General features: G+C 63.1%; 26 protein-coding genes. 14 read left to right on the forward strand and 12 right to left on the reverse strand.

Annotation, left to right across the window (positions count from 1 at the left end; all coding sequences use genetic code 11):
* Positions 1 to 48: 48 nt before the first annotated feature.
* From HPO_RS05035 to HPO_RS05050, 4 genes are all read right to left on the reverse strand, one after another.
* The gene (locus HPO_RS05035) at positions 49 to 351 is read right to left on the reverse strand and encodes an aa3-type cytochrome c oxidase subunit IV (protein ID WP_035595253.1); all 303 of its coding nucleotides are present in this window, start codon (positions 349 to 351) and stop codon (positions 49 to 51) included.
* A gap of 98 nt (positions 352 to 449) precedes the next feature.
* Entirely contained in the window at positions 450 to 902 is a 453-nt protein-coding gene (locus tag HPO_RS05040) for a DUF1178 family protein (RefSeq protein ID WP_035595255.1), read from the reverse strand.
* A 16-nt stretch (positions 903 to 918) separates the two neighbouring features.
* Positions 919 to 1,179: a glutaredoxin 3 gene (grxC, locus tag HPO_RS05045; protein ID WP_035595258.1), complete on the reverse strand. Its 261-nt coding sequence runs from the start codon at positions 1,177 to 1,179 to the stop codon at positions 919 to 921.
* A gap of 68 nt (positions 1,180 to 1,247) precedes the next feature.
* The gene (locus tag HPO_RS05050) at positions 1,248 to 2,018 is read right to left on the reverse strand and encodes a ComF family protein (protein ID WP_241767867.1); all 771 of its coding nucleotides are present in this window, start codon (positions 2,016 to 2,018) and stop codon (positions 1,248 to 1,250) included.
* Between HPO_RS05050 and HPO_RS05055 the strand changes: the two genes are divergently transcribed.
* Positions 2,017 to 2,940: a methyltransferase domain-containing protein gene (locus tag HPO_RS05055; protein WP_035595477.1), complete on the forward strand. Its 924-nt coding sequence runs from the start codon at positions 2,017 to 2,019 to the stop codon at positions 2,938 to 2,940. The two genes, HPO_RS05050 and HPO_RS05055, sit on opposite strands and share 2 nt — an antisense overlap.
* Positions 2,941 to 2,961: 21 nt before the next feature.
* On the opposite strand, the gene HPO_RS05060 is transcribed toward HPO_RS05055, so the two are convergent.
* Genes HPO_RS05060 through HPO_RS05075 form a run of 4 tightly spaced genes read right to left on the reverse strand, consistent with a single transcriptional unit; the run spans position 2,962 to position 5,712 of the window.
* Positions 2,962 to 3,141 carry a Flp family type IVb pilin gene (locus HPO_RS05060; protein WP_035595480.1) on the reverse strand — a complete coding sequence of 60 codons (180 nt, stop codon included), beginning with the start codon at positions 3,139 to 3,141 and terminating at the stop codon, positions 2,962 to 2,964.
* The gene (mutT, locus tag HPO_RS05065; RefSeq protein ID WP_035595261.1) at positions 3,141 to 3,557 is read right to left on the reverse strand and encodes an 8-oxo-dGTP diphosphatase MutT; all 417 of its coding nucleotides are present in this window, start codon (positions 3,555 to 3,557) and stop codon (positions 3,141 to 3,143) included. Before mutT ends, HPO_RS05060 begins: the two co-directional genes overlap by 1 nt.
* A complete protein-coding gene (gene argJ, locus HPO_RS05070) occupies positions 3,554 to 4,804 on the reverse strand; it encodes a bifunctional glutamate N-acetyltransferase/amino-acid acetyltransferase ArgJ (RefSeq protein ID WP_035595263.1) in 1,251 nt (416 codons plus the stop codon). Before argJ ends, mutT begins: the two co-directional genes overlap by 4 nt.
* Positions 4,801 to 5,712, reverse strand: coding sequence for a peptidylprolyl isomerase (locus HPO_RS05075; RefSeq protein WP_051612306.1), 912 nt, complete (start codon positions 5,710 to 5,712; stop codon positions 4,801 to 4,803). The genes argJ and HPO_RS05075 overlap by 4 nt, the downstream gene beginning before the upstream one ends.
* Before the next feature lie 181 nt (positions 5,713 to 5,893).
* On the opposite strand from HPO_RS05075, the gene secA reads away from it, so the two are divergent.
* Together secA and HPO_RS05085 are read left to right on the forward strand one after the other, a co-directional pair.
* Entirely contained in the window at positions 5,894 to 8,647 is a 2,754-nt protein-coding gene (secA, locus tag HPO_RS05080) for a preprotein translocase subunit SecA (protein WP_035595265.1), read from the forward strand.
* 107 nt (positions 8,648 to 8,754) lie between these two features.
* A complete protein-coding gene (locus tag HPO_RS05085; protein ID WP_035595267.1) occupies positions 8,755 to 9,177 on the forward strand; it encodes a hypothetical protein in 423 nt (140 codons plus the stop codon).
* Positions 9,178 to 9,306: 129 nt separating this feature from the next.
* On the opposite strand, the gene HPO_RS20195 is transcribed toward HPO_RS05085, so the two are convergent.
* On the reverse strand, positions 9,307 to 10,248 hold the full coding sequence (locus HPO_RS20195) for a DMT family transporter (protein WP_035595270.1): 942 nt from the start codon (positions 10,246 to 10,248) through the stop codon (positions 9,307 to 9,309).
* Positions 10,249 to 10,443: 195 nt separating this feature from the next.
* Between HPO_RS20195 and gap the strand changes: the two genes are divergently transcribed.
* From gap to HPO_RS05120, 6 genes are all read left to right on the forward strand, one after another.
* The gene (gene gap / locus HPO_RS05095; protein ID WP_035595271.1) at positions 10,444 to 11,454 is read left to right on the forward strand and encodes a type I glyceraldehyde-3-phosphate dehydrogenase; all 1,011 of its coding nucleotides are present in this window, start codon (positions 10,444 to 10,446) and stop codon (positions 11,452 to 11,454) included.
* A gap of 104 nt (positions 11,455 to 11,558) precedes the next feature.
* A complete protein-coding gene (locus HPO_RS05100) occupies positions 11,559 to 12,755 on the forward strand; it encodes a phosphoglycerate kinase (protein ID WP_035595273.1) in 1,197 nt (398 codons plus the stop codon).
* A gap of 107 nt (positions 12,756 to 12,862) precedes the next feature.
* On the forward strand, positions 12,863 to 13,756 hold the full coding sequence (locus HPO_RS05105; protein ID WP_035595275.1) for a fructose bisphosphate aldolase: 894 nt from the start codon (positions 12,863 to 12,865) through the stop codon (positions 13,754 to 13,756).
* Positions 13,757 to 13,863: 107 nt separating this feature from the next.
* Positions 13,864 to 14,160, forward strand: a complete 297-nt coding sequence (locus HPO_RS05110) for a TFIIB-type zinc ribbon-containing protein (RefSeq protein WP_035595277.1) — start codon at positions 13,864 to 13,866, stop codon at positions 14,158 to 14,160.
* 138 nt (positions 14,161 to 14,298) lie between these two features.
* Entirely contained in the window at positions 14,299 to 16,395 is a 2,097-nt protein-coding gene (locus HPO_RS05115; RefSeq protein WP_051612307.1) for a M3 family metallopeptidase, read from the forward strand.
* Positions 16,396 to 16,398: 3 nt separating this feature from the next.
* Positions 16,399 to 16,629 (forward strand): DUF1272 domain-containing protein, encoded by a 231-nt coding sequence (locus HPO_RS05120; RefSeq protein ID WP_035595279.1) that lies wholly within the window; start codon positions 16,399 to 16,401, stop codon positions 16,627 to 16,629.
* Between the two features lie 21 nt (positions 16,630 to 16,650).
* Here the strand turns inward: HPO_RS05120 and HPO_RS05125 are convergent, their stop codons facing one another.
* Positions 16,651 to 16,923: a DUF2798 domain-containing protein gene (locus tag HPO_RS05125; protein WP_051612308.1), complete on the reverse strand. Its 273-nt coding sequence runs from the start codon at positions 16,921 to 16,923 to the stop codon at positions 16,651 to 16,653.
* A 113-nt stretch (positions 16,924 to 17,036) separates the two neighbouring features.
* Between HPO_RS05125 and thiE the strand changes: the two genes are divergently transcribed.
* Positions 17,037 to 17,705, forward strand: a complete 669-nt coding sequence (gene thiE, locus HPO_RS05130) for a thiamine phosphate synthase (protein ID WP_035595280.1) — start codon at positions 17,037 to 17,039, stop codon at positions 17,703 to 17,705.
* Here the strand turns inward: thiE and HPO_RS05135 are convergent, their stop codons facing one another.
* Complete coding sequence (locus tag HPO_RS05135; RefSeq protein WP_035595282.1) at positions 17,706 to 18,017, reverse strand: DUF4282 domain-containing protein; 312 nt, start codon at positions 18,015 to 18,017, stop codon at positions 17,706 to 17,708.
* 169 nt (positions 18,018 to 18,186) lie between these two features.
* Between HPO_RS05135 and HPO_RS05140 the strand changes: the two genes are divergently transcribed.
* Positions 18,187 to 19,008, forward strand: a complete 822-nt coding sequence (locus HPO_RS05140) for an inositol monophosphatase family protein (RefSeq protein ID WP_035595285.1) — start codon at positions 18,187 to 18,189, stop codon at positions 19,006 to 19,008.
* Positions 19,009 to 19,019: 11 nt separating this feature from the next.
* Here HPO_RS05140 and HPO_RS05145 read toward each other — a convergent pair whose 3' ends face one another.
* A complete protein-coding gene (locus HPO_RS05145) occupies positions 19,020 to 19,301 on the reverse strand; it encodes a hypothetical protein (protein ID WP_035595287.1) in 282 nt (93 codons plus the stop codon).
* A 140-nt stretch (positions 19,302 to 19,441) separates the two neighbouring features.
* Here HPO_RS05145 and HPO_RS05150 point away from each other — a divergent pair, with 140 nt between their 5' ends.
* From HPO_RS05150 to HPO_RS05155, 3 genes are all read left to right on the forward strand, one after another.
* Positions 19,442 to 20,941: a flavin-containing monooxygenase gene (locus tag HPO_RS05150; protein ID WP_035595494.1), complete on the forward strand. Its 1,500-nt coding sequence runs from the start codon at positions 19,442 to 19,444 to the stop codon at positions 20,939 to 20,941.
* A gap of 171 nt (positions 20,942 to 21,112) precedes the next feature.
* A complete protein-coding gene (locus tag HPO_RS20805; RefSeq protein WP_199285902.1) occupies positions 21,113 to 21,280 on the forward strand; it encodes a hypothetical protein in 168 nt (55 codons plus the stop codon).
* 81 nt (positions 21,281 to 21,361) lie between these two features.
* Positions 21,362 to 22,108 (forward strand): SDR family oxidoreductase, encoded by a 747-nt coding sequence (locus HPO_RS05155; RefSeq protein ID WP_035595289.1) that lies wholly within the window; start codon positions 21,362 to 21,364, stop codon positions 22,106 to 22,108.
* Position 22,109 lies beyond the last annotated feature (1 nt).

Genomic DNA, 22,109 nt, shown 5'->3' on the forward strand with positions numbered 1-22,109 from the left:
AGGCTTTGCGGCGGCGTTAACCGCGCCCTCAAATTCCTCAGGCGTTTTCTAGAGAAGAACGCCAAACAGCCAGATGAAAGCCTGCACGACCAGCGCAAGGCCGATCATCACCACAACCGTCGCCATCCAGCGGCCGCCGAGGTTGAGGAAGAGGCCAGCGCCGAAGCCGAGGATGGCCATCAGGCCAAGGGCAACCATCCAGTTGAGGCCGATGGCGATGGCCAAAGTCGCATAGCCCACCACCATGATGGTGATCAGCGAGCCCCAGGTGGAGCCGGTGATGAAGCCATCCCAAGTGGCTTTCTGGCCGTGGATGTCCATTTCACCGCGATGATATTCCTGGCTCGCCATGAGGGCCTCCCCGACTTCAAACTATGACTTCAGATAACTGACAGGCCGCCTTCTACCCAAGCCCTTTGCCACGTTCAAGCGCGGCAAAGCGCGCGCCGTCAATTGAGCGGCTGTTTACGTTTTGCGGATTTGGGCGGTTTGGGCGCAAAGGGCGCGGGCAGCGGCATCGCCGGAATGCCTTCATCGGCCAGCGCCTCGCGCTCTTCGGGCGTCGTCTCGCCCCAGATCGGGCGGTGGTCCTGCTCGCCATAATAGATGGCCCGGGCCTCTTCGGCGAAATCATCGCCCACATAATCAAAGTTCTGCGAGACATGTTCGCGGGCGCGGCGGACGAATTCCTTCATCAGCGCCTCCTCGTCGATCTTGCCCGGCAGGGCCTTGTCGGAGGGGCGCACGGCCGGGGCCATGATCTGCTTGCCCACCTTGTGGCCGCTGCATTCCGGGCAATCGATCTGCTTGCGCTTTGACAGGCGGTCAAACGCTTCGGAGCTGGCGAACCAGCCCTCGAACTCGTGATCGCAATCACCGCAGATCAGCGCGTAGAGAATCACCGCGAACGCTCCGCCTTCAGGCCTGCGCCAGCATCGGGTCGAGCTTGCCTGCCCGGTCCAGCGCCATCATGTCGTCACAGCCGCCGATATGGGCCTCGCCTACAAAGATCTGCGGGAAGGTGCGCCCGCCATTCGAGCGCTGGATCATTTCCTCGCGCAGTTTGGGGTCCATGCCGGCGTCGATTTCCTTGAAGTCGGCGCCCTTTTCTTTCAGCAGCGCAACAGCGCGGGTGCAGTAAGGGCAGAACTGACGGGTGTAGATCGTAACCTTCGCCATGACGCGAAATCCTTTCGTCAAAACCTGGACATTTCCGGTCATTCTCAGGCCGAAATGTCATCAAGCCGTTATATGGTGACATCCGTAGCGCGGACAACGCGTGCCAGCACCAGAACGTCGATCTGCCGCGCGCCTGCCCGTTTCAGGGCCCGCACGCAGGCGTTCAGCGTCGCCCCGGTCGTCAGCACGTCGTCCACCAGCAGCACGCGCTTTCCTTCAACCAGCTTCCGGCGGGACGGGCGCACATCAAACGCGCCCGTCACATTGCGGCGCCGTGCGCGGGTCGAAAGGCCTGCCTGGCTGGGTGTACGCCGCGTACGCCTCAAGCCGTCCACGCAGACACGCCGGCCGGAAACCTGACCGATAGCCTGCGCCAGCCAGGCCGACTGGTTGAAGCCGCGCATGACGAGGCGCGCATAGTGCAGCGGCACGGGCACGATCACCTCGGCCTCTTCCACCAGCGGGGCGCCCGCCTGCAGCATCCATCCCGCCAGAATTTCCAGCCCGCCCCGGCGGCCGGCGCGCTTCAGGTCCAGCACCGGGCGGCGGGAGATGTCGTCATAGACGAAGGCCGCGCGGGCCCGGCCCCATCTGGGCGGGCGGGCAATGCAGGCGGCGCATTCGGCTTCCGGGCCGGCATCATAGTCTTGCGGCACGCCGCAGCGATGGCAGACCGGCTCTGTAATGAAACGGATTTTCGTGAACTCCTCGGGCTTCAGCGGCCCGGCGCCTTCGCCCCGGTCGCCGCTGATAAGGGACCGGGGCGGCCAGAGGAAATCCCGCGTCTGGCGGAATAGGCTCTTGGCCGCGAGCGTGCCAGCCTTCATATCCCCGCTCATGCCCCCCTCCCCTCAATCCCCGTCTCCGCCGCAGATCTTTGACCGCGACAAGCTGCGCCGGCGGCGTCAGGCCTTTGCGCGCCACTATCAGGACTATGACTTCCTGCGCGCCCGCGTGTCGAGCGATCTTGAAACGCGGGTGGCCGACACGCCGCGTATTTTCGAGACAATGCTGGAACTGGGGGGGGCCGATGGCGGACTTTCCCGGACACTTCTTGGACAAAACCGGACAAAATCGGCCATCGTCGGCGACACTGCGGACCTCTTTCTGAACGCCGCCGCCGCGGGCGGCCTGGAAGCCGTCTTTGCCGATGAGGAAGCCCTGCCGTTTGAACCGGAACGGTTCGATCTGGTTGTCTCGCCCCTCACCCTTCACTGGGTGAACGACCTGCCCGGCGCCCTGGTCCAGATCCGCCGCGTGCTGAAACCCGATGGTCTTTTCCTCGGCGCGCTGTTTGGCGCCGGCACGCTGGCCGAGCTGCGCGACGTGATGAGCGAGGCGGAGACGGAGCTGACCGGGGGCCTCAGCCCCCGCCTCTCCCCCCTGCCCGGCCTGCGGGACATGGCGGGCCTGCTGCAACGCGCGGGCTTTGCCCTGCCGGTGGCCGACCGCGATACGGTGACCGTGCGCTACAAGACGCCGGTAGCGTTGCTGCGCGATCTCAAAGGGATGGGGGAACGCGCCGCTTTTGTGCGCGGCGTCAGCCGTCCGCTGCCCCGGCGGGTGCTGGCGCGGGCGATGGATCTTTACAGGGCGCGGTTCTCTGATCCCGATGGCCGCGTGCGGGCCACCTTCGAGATTGTTCACCTGTCAGGCTGGGCGCCCGCACCGGGACAGCCTCAGCCGCTGAAACCCGGCAGCGCCAAAGCCAGCATGGCAGACGCCGTGCGCCGCGCCGGAAAGCCGGGCAGTGAAGGCTGAAAGGCGCCCAGTTCTGGTCGCTCAGACGCCGACGAGATTTTCTTCGATTATCTGGTATACGTCATCATTGGCGCCTGCGAAGGAATAGAGGCTGCCAATGATGGCCAGGACCATAAGCCCGGCGATCAGCCCGTACTCGATGGCCGTAGCGCCACGTTCGTCTTTCGCCCATTGGCGCATACGGGTCTTGAACAGGCGCATCATCGCTCCGCTAACGCTTGCTCCATCAGCCAGTCGAACAGGGGCAGGTCTGCCGGTGGCGCAGGATACTCTCGCAGCCTTGCAGGCTCCACCCAGGCGATGGCTTGCCCCTCGCGCGGATGGATCGTCCCGGTCCAGCTTTCACACGCGTACAATGGCATCAACAGGTGAAAGTCAGGGTAAGTGAAGCTCGCAAATGTCAGCGGCTTCAGTTCCTCTTCCTTAACCGTGATCGACAATTCCTCGGCCAGCTCCCTTACCAGCGCCGCTTCGGGCGTCTCGCCGGGGTCGATCTTGCCGCCCGGAAACTCCCAGAGCCCGGCGAGCTGCTTGCCCTCCGGGCGCTGTGCCAGGAGGATCCGTCCCGTCTCGTCGATCAGCGCGGCCGCAACCACCAGCAAGAGGCGCCGGCTCATGTCCGGTAGGCGCCGTTGATATCGACATAGCCATGGGTGAGGTCGCAGGTCCAAACCGTTGCCCGGCCCGTGCCCACGCCCACCGAAACGCGGATGGCAAACTCGCTTCTGGCAAACACGGCGCTGGCGGCGGCCTCATCATAATCGGGCGCGCGCGCCCCGCCCTTGGCCACCTGCACATCGTCAAACCAGATGGCGAGGCTTTCCAGCTCGATCGGTTCATATGCCTTGCCCACGGCCATGACGATCCGGCCCCAGTTTGCGTCGCCCGCCGCCATCGCGGTCTTGATCAGCGGAGAGTTGGCAATCTCGCAGGCAATCTTCTTGGCAGAGGCAGGTGAGGCCGCGTCTTCCACGGTGATCTTGGCCACCTTGCTCGCCCCTTCCCCATCCTTCACCACCTGCATCGCCAGATCGAGGCAAACCTCTTTCAGCGCGGCCGTGAAGGCGCGGAAGCGCAGGTCTTCTTCCGAAGTGACCGGCGCCATGCCGCTCGCCCCGGTGGCAAACACCATCAGCGTGTCGGAGGTGGACGTGTCGCCATCCACCGTGATCGCGTTGAACGTCTCGTCCGCCACCTGGCGCAGCGCCGTCTGCAGCAGCTCGGGCGCGATGGCCGCATCGGTGAACACGTAGGACAGCATCGTCGCCATGTTCGGCGCTATCATGCCCGATCCCTTGGCGATGCCGGCAAAGCGCACTTCGGCGCCGTCAATGCTGGCCACGGTGCCCGCGCCCTTGGGATAGGTGTCCGTCGTCATGAAGGCGCGGGCGAGCCTTTCCCAGTCCGGCGCGCCGAGCTTTGCGGCCAGGTCCGGCACAAAGGCGCCGACATAGTTGGGGTCAGACAGCGGCTCGCCGATGACACCGGTGGCCGCCAGGAAGCAATGCTCCTTCTTCACCCCCAGGGTCTGGGTCAGTGCCGCCAGGGTCGCCTCGTTCTTGAGCACGCCCTTCGGGCCGGTGAAGGCGTTGGAGTTTCCGGAATTGGCCACCAAAGCGGCCGCCTGCCCCCCGCCCTGCTCCAGCGCCTGCCGGCACCAGCGCACATCGGCCGACGCCGTCAGCGAGCGGGTATACACCCCGCCGCAGGCGGTGCCGGGGTCGAATACCACCAGAAACACATCGTCGCGCGTGATGCCCCGGCGCGCATAGAAGCCGCGGCTGCCGGCGGCCGCCTTGAGGCCGCGTACAACCGGCAGCGCCGGAAAGGAGGCAGGGGCAAAGGGCGAAGGGGTCAGGTTCACAGTTCATCTCCGGTAAGGGCTTTGGCCGGCGCGGGCGCGTTCTCCGGCGTATAGGTCTGGCCGTCCACTTTCTCGATGCTCGCCTCGGTACGCAGGCGGCGGAGAATGCGGCTGACTTCGCTGAGCGTCAGGAAAGTGGCGATCTCGGGCCGCATTTCCTCACGCGTCTTGGGCGGTTCGGTGCGCCGGTCCTTGACCTTCAAGAGGCGCCAGCTGTCCTCCACCTGGAAGGGCGCCGACACCTCGCCGACCGGCGTGTTGGCAATCACCACCGGATAGGGATCGGGCAGATCATTGGGCGCCACATAGCCAAGGTCGCCATTTTCCATCCGGGTGGCGCTGTCCTTGGAATGGTTGAAGACAAGCCCCTCGAACGGCTCGCCCGCCTGCACGCGCAGCCAGACGGCCTCGGCCTCCTCCTCGGACTCCGTCACGATATGCGCCACCGACACCTGGTCGTTCACCTGCTGCAGGCGCACCTGCTCGGCATACATCCGGTCGATCATCTCGTCGGTGACCTGCTGGGCCACCACGCTTTCCACAAGAAGGTTCCCCATGATCCGCTCCTGCGCCATCTCCAGGCGGCGCTGGGCGGCGGGGTCTTTCTCCAGCCCCAGGCGCTCGGCTTCCTGCGCCATCAGCTTCTGATCGATCAGCTGGTCGAGCACCTGTCTGTAGGCCTCGTCCCCGCTGCGCAGCGCGGCGCCGGACACTACCAGCCCCCGCGCCACGGCCTCCAGTTCGACATCTGCGGTATAGATCGCCTCGCCATTCACCCGCGCGGCCACCTCCCGGCTGACCTCCCGCTGCTTCTCGTCCAGCTGGAAGCCATCCTGCGAGCAACCGGCCAGCACAAAGACCGCCAGGGCCGTACAAAGGACAGTAAAATCAGCGCGCCGCCGGGTCATGGGCCACACCTCTCTGGCTGAAGGCGCCGCATTGACACCCTTTGGCGGCGTTCTTAAGTCTGCCCCGCGCGCTGGTCGAGTGGTTTCATCCGGTGAAAGCGCGGTGGGAGAACCCGGAAAAGTCCTGTAAGATGTCTGGCAGGATTAGAAATTTTCACCCGAACTGGTTGGTGCTGCTTATATGCTTTCCATAGCTCGCAAGATTTTCGGTACGGTCAATGACCGTAAACTCAAGCCGCTTCAGGCGCGGGTAAACCGGATCAACGCACTTGAGCCGATCATGGAGGCGCTGTCGGACCAGTCCCTCAAGGGCAAGACGGCAGAGTTCCGCAAGCGCCTGGCCGATGGCGCCACCCTCGACAGCCTGCTGGAAGAAGCCTTCGCCGTCGTCCGTGAAGCGGCCAAGCGCGTCAACAACATGCGCCATTTCGATGTGCAGCTGATGGGCGGCATGATCCTGCATTCCGGCGCCATCGCCGAGATGCGTACCGGTGAGGGCAAGACCCTCGTCGCCACCCTCGCGGCCTATCTCAACGCGCTTGAGGGCAAGGGCGTCCACGTCATCACCGTCAACGACTATCTCGCCCGCCGCGACGCTGACTGGATGGGCCGGATTTATGCCGCCCTCGGCATGACGACCGGCGTGATCGTCCACGGCATCTCCGAGGAAGAGCGCAAGGCCGGCTACGCCGCCGACATCACCTACGGCACGAACAACGAGTTCGGCTTCGACTATCTGCGCGACAACATGAAATACTCGCTGGACCAGATGGCGCAGCGCGGCCACCATTATGCCATCGTCGACGAGGTGGACTCCATCCTGATCGATGAGGCGCGCACGCCGCTGATCATCTCCGGCCCGACCGATGACCGCTCCGAGCTTTACATCGCCGTCGACAGCCTGATCCCGCGCCTGGAAGATTCTGACTTCGAGCTGGACGAGAAACAGCGCTCGGTCGTCTTCACCGAAACCGGCACCGAAAAGATGGAAGAATGGCTGACCGAGATGGGCGTGCTGGAAGGCTCGCTCTGGGAGCCAAGCAACATCTCCCTCGTTCACCATTCCAACCAGGCCCTGCGCGCCCACAAGCTTTATTCCCGCGATAAGGACTACATCGTCAAGGACGATCAGGTAATGCTGATCGACGAGTTCAGTGGACGGATGATGGAAGGCCGCCGCCTCTCCGAAGGCCTGCACCAGGCCATCGAGGCGAAAGAGCGCGTCGAGATCAAGCCGGAAAACCAGACGCTGGCTTCGATCACCTTCCAGAACTATTTCCGCCTCTATAAAAAGCTCGCCGGCATGACCGGCACGGCGCTGACCGAGGCTTCGGAATTTGCCGACATCTACAAGCTGGAAGTGGTTGATCTGCCCACGAACAGACCTGTTCGCCGGATCGATGAGGATGATGTCGTCTACCGCACCGCCAAGGCAAAATATGCCGAGATCATCAAGGAAGTGCGCGCGGCCAATGCCAAGGGCCAGCCGATCCTCCTGGGCACTGCCTCGATCGAGAAATCCGAACTCCTCTCCCACCTCCTCACCGCGCAGCGCATTCCCCACAAGGTTCTGAACGCTCGCCATCACGAGCAGGAAGCCTTCATCGTGGCCGAAGCCGGCGTGCCCGGCGCTGTGACGGTTGCCACCAACATGGCAGGCCGCGGCACCGACATTCAGCTCGGCGGCAATTATGAAATGCGCCTTGAGCAGGAGCGCACGGCGAAGGAAAAGGCCCTCGGCCGCGACCTGTCGGAAGGCGAAATCTCGCTGCTCGGCGCGCAGATCAAGGCCGATATCGAAGTCAAGAAAAAGCAGGCGCTGGATGCCGGCGGCCTCTATGTTTTGGGCACGGAGCGTCACGAAAGCCGCCGGATCGACAACCAGCTGCGCGGCCGGACGGGCCGTCAGGGCGACCCCGGCAAATCGAAATTCTATATCTCCATCGAAGACGATTTGATGCGCATCTTCGCGGCCGACCGGATGGACGCCGTGATGCGCCGCCTCGGCATCAAGGAAGATGAGGGCATCACCCATCCCTGGATGAACAAGGCGATGGAAACCTCGCAGAAGAAAATCGAGGAACGCAACTTCGAGATCCGCAAGAACGTCCTCAAATATGACGACGTGATCAACGATCAGCGTAAGGCCATCTTCGAGCAGCGCATGGAATTCCTGCGCTCTGATGATGTCTCCGACGTGATCGAGGATATGCGCGAAAGCGTGATCGAGGCCCTCGTGGCCCGCACGATGCCGGAAAAAGCGTATGCGGAGCAGTGGGATATCGCTGGCCTGGAAGAAAGCCTGCGGTCAGACCTCGCCCTGGAACTTCCCGTGCGCGAATGGGCCGCCGAGGAAGGCGTGGCCAATGAGGAGATCGCCGGCCGCATCCGTGAGGCTGTCGAGGCTCAGTATGCTGATCTCATTGCGCAGATCGGCGCGCCGCAGATGCGCCGCATCGAGAAGCAATTCCTGCTTCAGGTGCTCGACCTGCGCTGGCGCGAACACCTCCAGCAGATCGACCAGCTGCGCTCGGTCATCCACCTGCGCTCCTATGGCCAGCGCGATCCGCTCAACGAGTTCAAGCGCGAAGCCTTCAACCTGTTCGACAGCCTGCTGAGCGAACTGCGCGCCACGGTTACCCGCTCGCTGATGCATATCCGCGTGCAGCAGGCCCCGGCCCAGCAGCCCCAGCCGGTGGCCCCGCCGCCGCGTCCCCAGCCGGCCCAGGAACCGCAACAGATCCGCGAGACCAAGCTTGATCCCGATACCGGGATCAACGAGATGGACCCCGACGATAAAGCCACCCCGCCCGGCCCGCCGCTGTTCCAGGCCGAGGACGACTGGTCCAACACGCCGCGCAACTCCCCCTGCCCCTGCGGCTCGGGCAAGAAATACAAATACTGCCACGGTGCCATCGTCCCTCAGAAAGCCTGATAGCCCCCCCTTCGGCAGTCCCGATCTGATACGCCGCGCCCCTCAAGGTGGGGCGTACCCCGTTTCAGGGGGAAGACCCGCGCGCGCCGCTGCCTAAGCTGGCAGCCATGAAACACGCCTCCCTGCTCGCGGCGCTGGCCGCTCTCGCCGCCCTGCCCGCCCTTGCCCAGCCTGCACCGGCAGAGGCCGCGCCCTTTGTGGGCAGCTGGCAGATCGGCTTCCGCGACGGGCCGGATGTTATCGTCAATGTGCCCCAGGTCTCCTGCGATGATCCGGCGGTGATCGAGGCGGCGGGCGAGTATGCGATCCACGCCCGCACGCCCGGCGGCGATATGGGCATCTGGGAGTTGAAAGCCTTTGGCGGGCGTTTCCCCTGGTGGCGCGCGGACGGCGCCTCGCTGGTGGCCGACTGGATTGCGGAAGACGCTTTCCTGCTCGCGAGCAAGGACGCCTCCGGCATTCAGAGCGACTGGGAGAACGCAAAACAGTGGACCCGCTGCCCGGTCAAAGCCCCAGACGCATCAAAGTAGCGGTTGGCGCGCGGTTGGAGGTTTCGGGCCAGCCGTTGGAGTTTTCCCTGGAGTTCTTTGGCATCCTTGTCCCTCAAAGGGGCGCGCCGGAATTCCCCTGAGAGGCGAGCGCTTATCCGGCAGGGAAAGTCAGACGATCCGGCCGCGCCCGCCCTGCCGGGCGAGCCACACCCCGCCCAGGATCAGCGCCAAAGCCAGGGCCGCATTCCAGCTTTGTGTCTCACGGAAGAACAGCCAGCCGAACGCCGCCCCTGCCACCGGTACGGAATAGCCCGTCAGCGACTGGAACGTCGCCCCGGCCCGCGCCACCAGCGCCATATACAGCACCTGCGCCACGCCCGATGGCCCGATGCCCAGCCCGGCCACCGCCAGCCAGTGATGCCAGCCTGCTGAAACCGCAGCAGGGTCCACGGTGAACACCATCGGCCAGGACAGCACCGCCGAGACCGTGATGAAGCCTGCCGCCATCGGGATCACCTCCATCGGCGGGGACGCGCGGGCGATTAGCGTGCTGGCTGAGAAGGCGAGGGTTGCCAGCAGCAGCAGAAGCTGCGCGGTCATGCTGGCCGAGCCGAAATGCCGGATCGCCTCCGGGCCGAACAGCGCCACCACCCCGGCAAAGCCGAGCAGGATGCCGATACCGGTATTCCGGGTCATGCGTTCTTCGGAAAACAGGAGGCTGGCGCCCAGCGTCACGAAGACCGGCGCGGCCGCCGTGTAGAGCGCCGCCAGGCTGGAATCCACCGTCTCCTGCGCCACGGTGATCAGAAAGAAGGGGATCAGCGAGCCGATGAACCCCATGGCAACGATGACAGCCCAGCGGCGCCGGTCGCTCAGCGGCGGCAGACGCTTTCCGAGTACGAACATCAGGGTGAGCAGAAAGATCGCCCCGCCGGTCAGCCGCCCAGGGAGTACCCATTCGGGGGGGAGGCCTTCTGCAGTGCCCGTACCGACGGCAATACGGGTCAAACCATAGGCGCCTGCCCACAGAATTGTCAGCACGGTGAAGATGATCCAGACGGCCAAAGAGCGGCGCTGGGCGCCAGACTGCGCCGTTTCGGGCATTGTCATCGTTGTCTCCCCGCAGCGTCTCTGCGCCGCCTGTCTCCCCTCCGGACTAGCACGCAGCTTGCAAGCAGCAAGGATGAATTCCCGTTTGTCCCGTTTCGCGTCGCGGTGCCGCATCGTGTGGGGTGGACGGGGCCGACACACCCATTTAAAGGGGCGCAAGCCTGTGAATTTGCTCGCCCAAGAGGAGAAATAAAGATGACCGTTCGTGTAGCCATCAACGGATTCGGCCGCATCGGCCGACTGGTTCTTCGGTCGATCATCGAGCATGGACGCACCGATATCGAAGTGGTGGCCATCAACGATCTCGGACCTGTCGAAACCAATGCCCACCTGCTCCGCTTCGATTCGGTCCATGGCCGTTTCCCGGCCGATGTGAAGGTCGATGGTGACAAGATTGTCATCAACGGCAAGCCGATCCTCGTGACGGCCATCCGTGATCCGAAGGATCTGCCCCACCGCGAACTCGACGTCGATATCGCGATGGAATGCACCGGCATCTTCACCTCCAAAGACAAGGCCTCCGCGCACCTCGCCGCCGGCGCCAAGCGCGTGCTGGTTTCGGCCCCGGCTGACGGCGCAGACCTCACGGTTGTCTACGGCGTCAACCATGACAAGCTGAAGAAAGAATTCACCGTCGTCTCCAACGCATCGTGCACCACCAACTGCCTCGCGCCGGTCGCCCAGGTCCTGCACAAGGCCGTCGGCATCGAAAAAGGCATGATGACGACGATCCATTCGTACACGAACGACCAGCCTTCGCTCGACCAGATGCACAAGGACCTCTACCGGGCCCGCGCAGCATCTCTGTCGATGATCCCGACCTCGACCGGCGCTGCCAAGGCTGTCGGCCTGGTGCTGCCGGAACTGAAAGGCAAGCTCGACGGCATCTCGGTGCGCGTGCCCACGCCGAACGTCTCGGTGGTTGACCTGAAATTCGTCGCCAAGAAGGCCACCACGCCCGAAGAGATTAACGCCGCCATCAAGGCAGCGGCAGACTCCGGCCCGCTGAAGGGCATCCTCGGCTATACGGACGTGCCGAACGTGTCGTCGGACTTTATCCATGACGACCGCTCCTCGATCTTCCATCTTGATCAGACCAAGGTGATGGACGGCAACTTCGTCTCGATCATGACCTGGTATGACAATGAGTGGGGCTTCTCGACCCGCATGGCCGACACCGCCATCGCAATGGCGAAGCTTATCTGAACGCCTTCCCCGCCGCTCGCCCCTCCTGCGAAGGCGGGGGCGAACGGCGGCATGTAACCCTTCACGAGCCCCCGCCCCCGGGCGGGGGTGATCGGAGACACTCCATGCCCTCGTTCAAACGCATTCCCGATGCAGGAAACCTCACCGGCAAGGTCGCGCTGGTACGCGTGGACTTCAACGTGCCGATGGAAAATGGTCTGGTCACGGACGATACGCGCCTTCGGGCCGCCATTGACACCGTTCAGTCGCTGCGCACGGCAGGCGCCAAGGTTGCCCTGCTCGCCCATTTCGGCCGGCCGAAGGGCGAACGTGTTGCCGAGATGAGCCTGGCGCCCATCGCCGGCGCCTTCGCCAAGGTGCTCGGCGCCAATGTCAGCTTCATTGCAGATTGCAAGGGCGAGCATGTGAAGCAAGCAATTGCCGATCTTCCGCCTGCCGGCGTGATCCTCCTGGAGAATACCCGCTTCCACAAAGGCGAGGAAAAGGGCGACGCAGAGCTGGCGAAGGAAATCGCCGCCCTGGGCGACATCTACGTCAACGACGCTTTCTCCGCCGCTCACCGCCGCCATGTCTCGACCGCTGTGCTGGCTGACCTCCTGCCCGCCTATGCCGGCATGACGATGGAGGCTGAACTCGACGCGCTCGACAAGGCGCTTGGCGCGCCCGTGCGCCCGGTGATGGCGATTGTCGGCGGGGCGAAGGTCTCCTCCAAGATCGACCTTCTGAAGAACCTCGTTTCCAAGGTCGACATGCTCGCCATTGGCGGGGGCATGGCCAATACCTTCCTCGCCGCAGATGGCGTGAATGTCGGCAAGTCGCTCTGCGAGCATGACCTGGCCGGAACCGTCCGCGAGATCCAGTCCGCCGCGAAGGCTTCAGGCTGCGAAATCCTGCTGCCGCGCGATGTCGTCGTGGCAAAGGAATTCAAGGCGAATGCTGAAAACCGCACCTGCGGCCTGAACGATATTGCTGCGGACGAAATGGTGCTGGACGCAGGCGCCGAAACCATCCGCTACCTGACCGACGCCCTCTCCCGCGCCAAGACCGTGATCTGGAACGGCCCGCTCGGCGCCTTCGAGCTGACCCCGTTTGACACCGCCACCGTGAAACTCGCCGAGGCTGCTGCAACCCTCGCCAAGTCCGGCACACTCGTCGCTGTCGCCGGTGGTGGGGATACGGTCGCCGCGCTCAACCATGCCGGGGTCGCGGGCGATTTCACCTTTGTTTCCACCGCAGGCGGAGCATTCCTGGAATGGATGGAAGGCAAGGAGCTGCCGGGCGTCACCGCCCTGCTCAAATAGCCCCGCTCTGCTGCTGCGCGGCGCCGTTCTTGCAAGGGGCGCCACAAAGCGGACAAGAATCCAAGTCAGTTAGCCACCAACGAACGAACCTACCGGGACAGAACATCATGATGAACGCACAAATGGCAAAACAGGTCGCCGAAAAGCCTGGCTTTATCGCAGCGCTCGATCAGTCGGGCGGCTCGACCCCGAAAGCCCTGCGCCTCTATGGCATTCAGGAAAGCGCTTACAGCAATGATGAGGAAATGTACGCCCTCATCCACCAGATGCGTGCCCGGATCATCAAGTCGCCTGCCTTCACCGGTGAGAAGGTTGTCGGCGCCATCCTGTTCGAGCGCACCATGGACGGCGAGATCGACGGCATTCCGACCGCAGAATATCTCTGGACGAAGCGTCAGGTTGTTCCCTTCCTGAAGGTGGACAAGGGCCTGGCCGACGAGAAAGACGGCGTGCAGCTGATGAAGCCGATGCCGGAGCTGGACACCCTGCTTGAGCGCGCCGTCGCCAAGGGCATTTTCGGCACCAAGATGCGCTCGGTCATCAACGCCGCCAATGCCGAAGGCATCGCCGCCGTCGTTGCCCAGCAGTTTGATGTTGGCCGCCAGATCCTCGGCCATGGCCTGATGCCGATCATCGAGCCGGAAGTGACCATCACCATCGCCGACAAAGCCGAAGCCGAGGAAATCCTGCTGGCCGAAATCCTGAAACAGCTCGACGCACTGGGCCATGACAAGCAGGTGATGCTGAAACTGTCGCTGCCGACGAAGGCAAACCTCTACAAGCCGCTGGTCGACCATCCGCGCGTCATGCGCGTCGTTGCCCTGTCGGGCGGCTACAGCCGTGAGGAAGCCAACAACAAGCTGGCCGCAAACACGGGCATCATCGCCTCCTTCTCGCGCGCGCTGACCGAGGGCCTCTCCGCCCAGCAGGCAGACAGCGATTTCGATGCCGTGCTCGGCGACACGATCGACTGCATCTGCGAAGCCTCCAAGGCCGGCTGAGTGAATTGACCGGCCTGCCCTCTTGAGGGCCGGGCAAGTCACCCCATTTCAGAAGGCGCAGCGCATCCGCCGCTGCGCCTTTTTCATACCCTCAAGGAGCCGGCCCGATGAAATGCCCTGTCGATGGTGAAACCCTGGTGATCGCCGAGCGGTCCGGCGTCGAGATCGACTATTGCCCCAAATGCCGGGGCGTCTGGCTGGACCGGGGCGAACTCGACAAGATCATTGACCGGGCCGCCACCGTCATCCCCGCCCCTTCTGCGCCCCATCCCGAAGCCCACCCGCCGGAACATTACCGCGACGAGGACCGCTTCCGCGACCGCGATGATGATGACGACTGGAAATACCGGAAAGGCAAACGCAACAGACGCGAAAGCTTCCTGAGCGATCTGTTCGATTTCTGAGCCGTGCCGGGGCAGGATCTTACCGCCCGCTAGCTGCTGATAAACGCAAATCTGGACTTCGCCCCCAAAGACGGGCCATACTTTTCCCATGCCGCGCGCGGGCAAGACGCCCGCAAATCCGCGCCAAGGGGAAACGCCATGAAACCCAGATCCACCCTGCTTGCCTCCGCCGCGATGACGGCCATCCTGCTCGCGGGCGCCTGCACAACGCAGGCCGCCGCCCCGGAAACCCGCCTGGTATCTGCCGCCGAAGAACCCGCCCTGCGCCAGCTGGCACAGGCGATGATGGCGGATATTGAAACCAATCCGGCCTCGGCGGCCGAATTTGCCGCCCGTTGCACAGGCGGTCTCGGCCTCAGCGAGCGTATCCTGGCCGATCTGGAAACCCGCACTGCAGCGCCCAGCCTCGCTGACCTGCAGGATTTCGATACGCTGTCCAATCTCATCTATTCGGTCGGCTATGGCGAGGCGGGCCTGCTGGCAGAAACCAATCCGGACCCGGAAATCCGCACCGCCGGCGAAGACTGCCAGCAGAAAGCGATGGACATCACCACCCAGGTTTCCCTTTCGCGCCCGGTGTTTGACCGGTTGTCCGCGATTGACGCCGCCGCGCTGGATGAGCGCTCCGCCTGGCTGCTTCAGCGCACTCTGCGGGACTATCGCCGCGCCGGTGTCGACCGGGACGAAGCAACGCGTGACAAGATCCGTGCCCTGAATGCCGAGCTTGCCGGCATCAGTACGGAGTTCAACCGCAACCTTCGGGAAATCCAGGGCTCGGTCAAGGTGACGCCTGAAGCGCTTGCCGGCATGCCTCAGGATTATATCGAGGCCCATGCGCCGGGCGAAGACGGCCTGGTCACCATCACGACCGACTATCCAGATACCCAGCCGGTCTTCACCTATTCACCGAATGACGCGATGAAGAAGGATCTTGCCCGGGCAAGTGGCCTGCGGGCCTATCCGGAAAATGTCGCCCCGCTGCGCGGTCTTCTGGAAAAGCGCTATGAGCTGGCCAACCTGCTCGGCTATCCGAACTATGCGGCCTATATCACGGAAGACAAGATGTCCGGCTCGCCGGAAACCGTGCACACCTTCCTGAACGAGGTGGAAGCGGCCGCCCGCAATGCGTCGCAGATCGAGTTTGCCCGCCTTCTTGCCAAGAAGCGGGAAAGCGAGCCGGCAGCCACCACCATCGGAGACTGGAGCCGCGCCTATCTGGCCGAACAGATCCGCCAATCGGACTATGATCTGAACTCTCAGGAAGTACGCAAGTATTTCGCCTACAATAATGTCCGTACAGGGATCTTCTCTCTGGTGGAAGATCTTTTCGGCGTCGAAGTGCGCGACTGGGACGGTGCCCCTGTCTGGCATGAAAGCGTCACGGCGCACGAGATGTACAAGGACGGCGCGCTGATGGGCCGGTTCTTCCTCGACATGCATCCGCGCGAAGGCAAGTTCAAACACGCCGCCGCCTTCCCCATCCGTCTTGGCCCGACAAGCGAAGGCGTGCCCGTCGCTGCCCTCGTCTGCAACTTTCCTGCCGGGGATCATTCAACCGGGCTGATGGAGCATATCCAGGTTGAAACCTTCCTGCATGAATTCGGCCACCTTCTCCACTCGATGTTCTCCGCCCAACCCGATTATGCCAGCCTGAACATGGGCACGGTGGAATGGGACTTCATCGAAGCCCCCTCCCAGATGCTGGAAAACTGGGTCTGGGATTATGATACGCTGGCGAAATTCGCCGTCGATGCGGACGGCAACACCATCCCGCCCGAGCTCGTAGCCAAGATGAATGCGGCGCGCAATTTCGGCAAAGGCGTCAATACGCTCCGCCAGCTGATCATCGCCAATACATCTCTGGATTATTACAATCTGCCGCCCGGCGAGGTTGATCTTCTTGGTGTGATGAAAGGCCATTCCGACCGGCTGAGCCTGTTCGAGCAGGTTCCCGATATCCATCCCTATGCCAGCATTGGCCATTTCGATGGCTATTCGGCGATCTACTACACTTATCAATGGTCGCTTGCGATCTCGACAGACCTTTTCTCGGTGTTCGAGCAGAACGGCCTGCGGGATGAGGCAACTGCGGCGCGTTACCGGGATCTGGTGCTCGCGCCAGGATCGTCCAAACCTGCCGCTCAGCTGGTGCATGATTTCCTCGGCCGCGACTGGTCGCCGGAAGCCTATGAACAGCTGCTGCTGAATGCCGCCAGAGAAGAAGGCGCCAACTGACCCATGCTGGAAATGCGCCCCAACTGCGAGTGCTGCGACCGCGATCTGCCCCCGGATGAACCCGGCGCCTTCATCTGTTCGTTTGAATGCACCTTCTGCGACGAGTGCGCCGATGGTGAGCTTGATGGGGTCTGCCCCAATTGCCGGGGCGATCTGGAGCCCCGGCCGATGCGCCGGGGCGCGGCGCTGGCGAAAAATCCCGCCAGCACGAAACGTGTGCTGAAGAAGGGGTAAAGCCCCCCTTCCCGCGCGGTGTCAGCCCTTGGTGCCGGCCACCGGGGCGGCGGGCGCAAAGGGGGATTGAACCAGCTTCAGCGTCAGGCGGCGGGCCAGCGGCGCCACGATCAGGATCGCCGGATAGGCCAGCATGAAGGCGAGGCCCCAGGAATGCATCCAGCGGCTGAAGAAGTCCGGCGGCAGGCCGACATTGATCGCCGTGATGGCGCCCGACATCAGGAAGCTCATGAAGAAGGCCATGAACAGGCCGAAGAGGGGCTGGAAAAGGCGAACAGGCAGTTTCTTGGTCATGACGCGTCGTTGTCCCGAGAATAACAGTTCCAATTTGGAACTTATAGACATTGCTGCGGGAGCTCTACGCCTTCCGTTGACTTCCCCCGGCCGGGGCGCCAGAGGCTGCTGCCATGTCTGACAAAGCCCCACCCCGCGCCCGCACACGTCTCTATCTGATCACGCCGCCGCAGATCGGCGACGTGCAGGCCTTCGGAAAATCACTGGAGGACGCCCTCCGCGCCGGGGATGTGGCCTCCCTGCAGCTGCGCCTCAAGGGCCAGGATGGCATGATAGATATGCAGGCCACGCGCAACGTTGGCCGCGCCGTCATCGCCATGGCCCAGGAGGCGGGCGTAGCCGTGCTGATCAACGATTCTGCCGAGCTGGCCCAGGAACTGGGCGCAGACGGGGTACATGTCGGCTGGGATGACATGCCGGTGAAAACCGCCCGCAAGCTGCTGGGGCCCGATGCCATCATCGGCGCCACCGCCAAGAACTCCTATCACCGCGCCATGCAGGCGGGGGAAGACGGCGCCGATTATGTCGCCTTCGGCGCTTTCTACCCCACCGCCACCAAGGAAGGCACAGTGCCTGCCGAGCTGGAGCTTCTGGAAGTCTGGCAGGCCGCCATGCTGGTCCCCTGCGTCGCCATCGGCGGCATTACTGTTGCCAACGCCGCCCCGCTGGTCACCGCCGGGGCAGACTTCCTGGCCGTTTCCAGCGGAGTCTGGAACCATGAAGAAGGCCCTGCCGCAGCGGTCAGGGCCTTCAACGCGATCTTCGACGAACTGGCGCCCTGATCAGGCGGCCGGGGGCACTACCGGCGGGACGCCCTTGGCGGTCTTGATGTCCCGCAGGTCATCGGCCATGCGGAACAGCAGCATGTAAAGCTCGCACATGAACCGCCAGAACAGCAGCCCGAGAGCCGCCCCGATGATCGAGCCGATAACCATCCCGATCCCGCCAAAGAAGCTGAAGCTGACCATGGTGCCAAGCCCGGAGAGAACTCCGGCGATCAGCCCGAGCGCGATACCGATCAGCCCCAGATAGTAGAGAATGGTGATCAGCTTGGTGCCGATCAGCTTGTCGAATGACAGGAATTGATTGACCATGGCTTCAGCCCTCCTTTGCTCATGGAAGGCCAGAGTGCCGGGAGTTGACGCTTACGGCAACCACCTTAAAAGCCGGTATAGCCATTAACACTCCGGCGCCTTGACCCTGAGCGATCAAAGGCTTACGCCCCCGCTTCCCGCCAGAAATGCGCCCAGACGAGACGATCCCATGTCGAAACCCTCCCCCGTTGGCACTGTGATGATCGCCGCTGCCCTCGCCGCAGGCCGCAGCCTGGCCCGCGATTTCGGCGAGGTGGAAAACCTGCAGGTCTCCCGCAAAGGCCCGGCAGACTTCGTTACCAGCGCCGACATGCGCGCCGAAGAGATCATCTATAACAGCCTCACCAAGGCCCGCCCCGGCTATGGCTTCCTGATGGAAGAGCGCGGCATCGTCGAAGGCACCGACAAGTCCAACCGCTTCATCGTCGATCCCCTGGATGGCACGCTGAACTTCATGCATGGCCAGCCCCATTACGCCGTCTCCATCGGACTGGAGCGCGATGGGCGGCCATTTGCGGGCGTCGTGTTCGATGTCGCCAAGAATGAGATTTTCTGGGCCGAAGTGGGCCGTGGCTGCTGGCTGGAACAGCGCAAGCTGCGCGTGGCTGCCCGCAAGAAGCTCGGCGAAGCGGTCGTCGCCACCGGCACGCCATGGATGGGCAAGAGCGAGGAAAGCCACATCACCTTCGCCCGCGAGATGGCCGCGATGACGCCCGCCACCGCCGGCATCCGCCGCTATGGATCGGCCGCGCTGGACCTCGCCTGGGTCGCCGCCGGCCGGTTTGATGCCTTCTGGGAACGCGGTCTGAAGCCCTGGGACATCGCCGCAGGCATCGTCCTGGTGCGCGAGGCAGGTGGCATCATCGAGGAAATCGAAGGCGCCGACGTCATGAAAACCGGCAACATCCTCGCCGGCAATGAAGACATCGTGCCCAGCGTGATGGAACAGCTGCGCCATGCCGGCTCCTTCGGCAAGGCCGCGAAGGTCTGATCAGACTTAAATCAGAATTGGGTGGAACCGCTGCCCTTGTCGGACGCCTTGCCTTCCTTGGCAGGTCTTTCCGGCTTTTCCGGTGTTTCGCTCTTGGTTGCCGCAGAGCTAGTAGTGGCAGCAGGCTCTTCGCCTTCCACTGCAGACTGGTCAGCAACGACCTGATCGTCCGGCGCGGCTGGCGTTTCAGGCGAGGGCTTGGTCTCCTTGGTCGCTTCCAAAGCAGACTGAGCCTGCGCCGTCCCCATCAGCAGGGCAGCCCCAAGAACGACGGTTAACAATTTGTGTTTCATCGCTGATCTTCCTACACTTGATTGAAGTTCCACAACCATAACATGCGCAGCCGGCATGGGAACCCAAAATGAACGCGGAAAAAACCTGACGCCAACGTCATGTATTTCATTTCGTGAGAATTCGCGTAATCATGCGCGCCATGACCCAGCTCGACACAGACGTTCTCATCATTGGCGCCGGCCTCTCAGGCATTGGCGCTGCCGTACATCTCACCAAGCGCAGCCCCGGCAAGCGCTACCGCATCTATGAGGCGCGCGACGCCATCGGCGGCACCTGGGATCTTTTCCGCTATCCCGGCATCCGCTCGGATTCGGACATGCACACGCTGGGCTATAATTTCAAACCCTGGACAGATGCCAAGGCCATCGCCGATGGCCCCTCCATCCGCAAATACGTCAACGACACGGCCGACGAATACGGCATCCGCCAGAATATCCGGTTTGACACCAAGATCGTCGCCGCCAACTGGTCGAGCGCCGATCAGGCCTGGACGGTTACCAGCGAGAATGTGAAAACCGGCGCGCAGGAGAAAACCACCTGCCGTTTCCTGTTCATGTGCGGGGGCTATTACCGCTACGATCAGGGCTACCGGCCGGAATTTCCGGGTGAGGCGGCCTTCCGGGGACAGATCATCCACCCTCAGCACTGGCCCGAAGACCTCGACTATTCGGGCAAGAAGGTCGTCGTCATCGGCTCTGGCGCCACCGCCATGACGCTGGTGCCCTCGATGGCCAGCAAGGCCGGCCATGTCACCATGCTGCAGCGCTCGCCCACCTATGTGGTCTCGCGCCCGGCGGTTGACGGCCTTGCCAATTTCCTGCGCAAGATCCTGCCTGATCAATGGGCCTATAATCTGATCCGCTGGCGGAATGTTGCCTTCCAGCAATTCTTCTTCCGCAAGACCCGGTCAGACCCGGCCGCGGCCCGCGAGCGCCTCCTGAAAATGGTGCGCGAGGAGCTGGGGCCGGACTATGATGTCGATAAGCATTTCAACCCGGCCTACAATCCTTGGGAACAACGCCTCTGCCTGGTGCCGGATTCAGACCTGTTCAAATCGCTGAAGTCCGGCAAGGCCAGCATCGAGACCGACCATATCGAGCACTTCACGGAAAAAGGCATCCTGCTGAAATCCGGCAAGGCGCTGGAAGCCGACATCATCGTCACCGCCACCGGCCTCAACCTCGTCTTCATGAACGGCGTCGAGGTGTCTATGGACGGAGCCAAGGTCGATCCGGGCCGGCTGCTCAACTATAAGGGCGTGATGCTGTCGAACGTGCCAAACCTGGCCGTCACCTTCGGCTACACCAACGCCTCCTGGACGCTGAAGGCAGACCTCACCAGCGAATATGTCAGCCGCCTGATCAACCTGATGGATGAGAAAGGCGCGACCTCCGCCATGCCGTATCTCGCCGCCTTCCCGAACGAGACAGAGCCCTTCGTGGACTTCTCCTCGGGCTATTTCCAGCGCGTGATGGACCAGTTCCCCCGCCAGCACACAGAAGCGCCCTGGAAACTCAACCAGAACTATTTCGTGGACCGCAAAAACCTCCGGGAGCTGCCCATCGAGGACGGCGTCATGCAGTTCCACATTCCGTCAAAGGCCGCGCAGGCAAAACCGGCGATGCAAGCGGCGGAGTAATCCGAAGGTACCCACCCTCCGACCCGCAGGATATGCCTCCTCCTCCTCAGTTCCGTCACCCTCGCATCGAGGGTGACGGGGGAACGCAAGCCGTTCTGCCCTTCCAAACACCCCCATAGCCCTCCCTGCCCACTCGGACTAAACTCTCCCTTCAATGCAAAGGAGGCCCCGATGTGGCTCTGGCTTTTATGGTGGTGTGTGGATGATCATCTGGCGGCGGCGCTGGAAACGCCCGGCCTCGGCAATCTGCCGATCTGGGTGCCGCTGATCCTCTCGCTTGCCTTCTCCTTCTCTCTCGACGGCGCCCTGAAACGCGACCGGAAGAAGATGCTCGGCTGAAGGCGGTGCCCGCAAGAAACGGGTGGGCACGCTCTCTGGTCCTGATAGATCGCTCCGGCACTGGAAACCGGGAGATTGGTTATGCGGCTAGCGGGGAAGACAGCAATCATCACGGGCGCAAGTTCCGGAATAGGCAAGGCCGCTGCCGCCCGCTTTGCCCGTGAAGGCGCCCATGTCATCCTGTCGGGGCGGCGGGAAAATGCGCTCAGGGAACTGACGGAGAATATCCGTGCCGCAGGCGGCAAGGCACATTTCCTGGCGGGCAACATCGCCGCCCGCAGCCATGTCGAGGCGCTCACCGGCCTCGCGCTGGAAATCACGGGACGCCTTGATATTGCCTTCAATAATGCCGGCACATTGGGAACCGGCGGATTGATCTGTGATCTGACCGAAGTTGATTGGCACGATGTAATGGAAGTGAACCTCACCAGCGCCTTTCATGCCGCACAGAGTCAGATCCCGGCCATGCGGAAAACCGGCGCCGGATCAATGATTTTCACCTCCAGCTTTGTCGGCCACACGATCGGGCTGCCAGGCATGGCTGCCTATGCCGCCAGTAAGGCGGGGCTGATCGGTCTAGTCCAGGTGCTAGCGGTAGAGCTTGGCCCGGAAGGTATCCGCGCCAATGCCCTGCTGCCCGGCGGCACCCGCACAGGCATGATGGTGGACGGCGCAGAGGCCCAGATCGCTGCGCTCCATGCGCTCAAACGTGTGGCAGAGCCAGATGAGATCGCCAACGCTGCTCTCTTCCTTGCCTCTGACGAGGCACGCTTCATCACGGGCAGTGCCATGCTGGTCGATGGTGGCAATTCGATTACCAAGGCCTGAG

The sequence above is a fragment of the Hyphomonas polymorpha PS728 genome, assembly GCF_000685315.1.
GTDB lineage: Bacteria > Pseudomonadota > Alphaproteobacteria > Caulobacterales > Hyphomonadaceae > Hyphomonas > Hyphomonas polymorpha.

Excerpts from the sequence above, each read along its gene's own strand:
- HPO_RS05035 (WP_035595253.1), bottom strand. The coding sequence starts at position 351 with ATGGCGAGCCAGGAATATCATCGCGGTGAAATGGACATCCACGGCCAG.
- grxC (WP_035595258.1), bottom strand. The coding sequence starts at position 1,179 with ATGGCGAAGGTTACGATCTACACCCGTCAGTTCTGCCCTTACTGCACC.
- HPO_RS05055 (WP_035595477.1), top strand. The coding sequence starts at position 2,017 with ATGCCCCCCTCCCCTCAATCCCCGTCTCCGCCGCAGATCTTTGACCGC.
- HPO_RS05050 (WP_241767867.1), bottom strand. The coding sequence starts at position 2,018 with ATGAGCGGGGATATGAAGGCTGGCACGCTCGCGGCCAAGAGCCTATTC.
- HPO_RS05060 (WP_035595480.1), bottom strand. The coding sequence starts at position 3,141 with ATGCGCCTGTTCAAGACCCGTATGCGCCAATGGGCGAAAGACGAACGT.
- mutT (WP_035595261.1), bottom strand. The coding sequence starts at position 3,557 with ATGAGCCGGCGCCTCTTGCTGGTGGTTGCGGCCGCGCTGATCGACGAG.
- HPO_RS05075 (WP_051612306.1), bottom strand. The coding sequence starts at position 5,712 with ATGACCCGGCGGCGCGCTGATTTTACTGTCCTTTGTACGGCCCTGGCG.
- secA (WP_035595265.1), top strand. The coding sequence starts at position 5,894 with ATGCTTTCCATAGCTCGCAAGATTTTCGGTACGGTCAATGACCGTAAA.
- HPO_RS05085 (WP_035595267.1), top strand. The coding sequence starts at position 8,755 with ATGAAACACGCCTCCCTGCTCGCGGCGCTGGCCGCTCTCGCCGCCCTG.
- HPO_RS20195 (WP_035595270.1), bottom strand. The coding sequence starts at position 10,248 with ATGACAATGCCCGAAACGGCGCAGTCTGGCGCCCAGCGCCGCTCTTTG.
- gap (WP_035595271.1), top strand. The coding sequence starts at position 10,444 with ATGACCGTTCGTGTAGCCATCAACGGATTCGGCCGCATCGGCCGACTG.
- HPO_RS05100 (WP_035595273.1), top strand. The coding sequence starts at position 11,559 with ATGCCCTCGTTCAAACGCATTCCCGATGCAGGAAACCTCACCGGCAAG.
- HPO_RS05105 (WP_035595275.1), top strand. The coding sequence starts at position 12,863 with ATGATGAACGCACAAATGGCAAAACAGGTCGCCGAAAAGCCTGGCTTT.
- HPO_RS05110 (WP_035595277.1), top strand. The coding sequence starts at position 13,864 with ATGAAATGCCCTGTCGATGGTGAAACCCTGGTGATCGCCGAGCGGTCC.
- HPO_RS05115 (WP_051612307.1), top strand. The coding sequence starts at position 14,299 with ATGAAACCCAGATCCACCCTGCTTGCCTCCGCCGCGATGACGGCCATC.
- HPO_RS05120 (WP_035595279.1), top strand. The coding sequence starts at position 16,399 with ATGCTGGAAATGCGCCCCAACTGCGAGTGCTGCGACCGCGATCTGCCC.
- HPO_RS05125 (WP_051612308.1), bottom strand. The coding sequence starts at position 16,923 with ATGACCAAGAAACTGCCTGTTCGCCTTTTCCAGCCCCTCTTCGGCCTG.
- thiE (WP_035595280.1), top strand. The coding sequence starts at position 17,037 with ATGTCTGACAAAGCCCCACCCCGCGCCCGCACACGTCTCTATCTGATC.
- HPO_RS05135 (WP_035595282.1), bottom strand. The coding sequence starts at position 18,017 with ATGGTCAATCAATTCCTGTCATTCGACAAGCTGATCGGCACCAAGCTG.
- HPO_RS05140 (WP_035595285.1), top strand. The coding sequence starts at position 18,187 with ATGTCGAAACCCTCCCCCGTTGGCACTGTGATGATCGCCGCTGCCCTC.
- HPO_RS05145 (WP_035595287.1), bottom strand. The coding sequence starts at position 19,301 with ATGAAACACAAATTGTTAACCGTCGTTCTTGGGGCTGCCCTGCTGATG.
- HPO_RS05150 (WP_035595494.1), top strand. The coding sequence starts at position 19,442 with ATGACCCAGCTCGACACAGACGTTCTCATCATTGGCGCCGGCCTCTCA.
- HPO_RS20805 (WP_199285902.1), top strand. The coding sequence starts at position 21,113 with ATGTGGCTCTGGCTTTTATGGTGGTGTGTGGATGATCATCTGGCGGCG.
- HPO_RS05155 (WP_035595289.1), top strand. The coding sequence starts at position 21,362 with ATGCGGCTAGCGGGGAAGACAGCAATCATCACGGGCGCAAGTTCCGGA.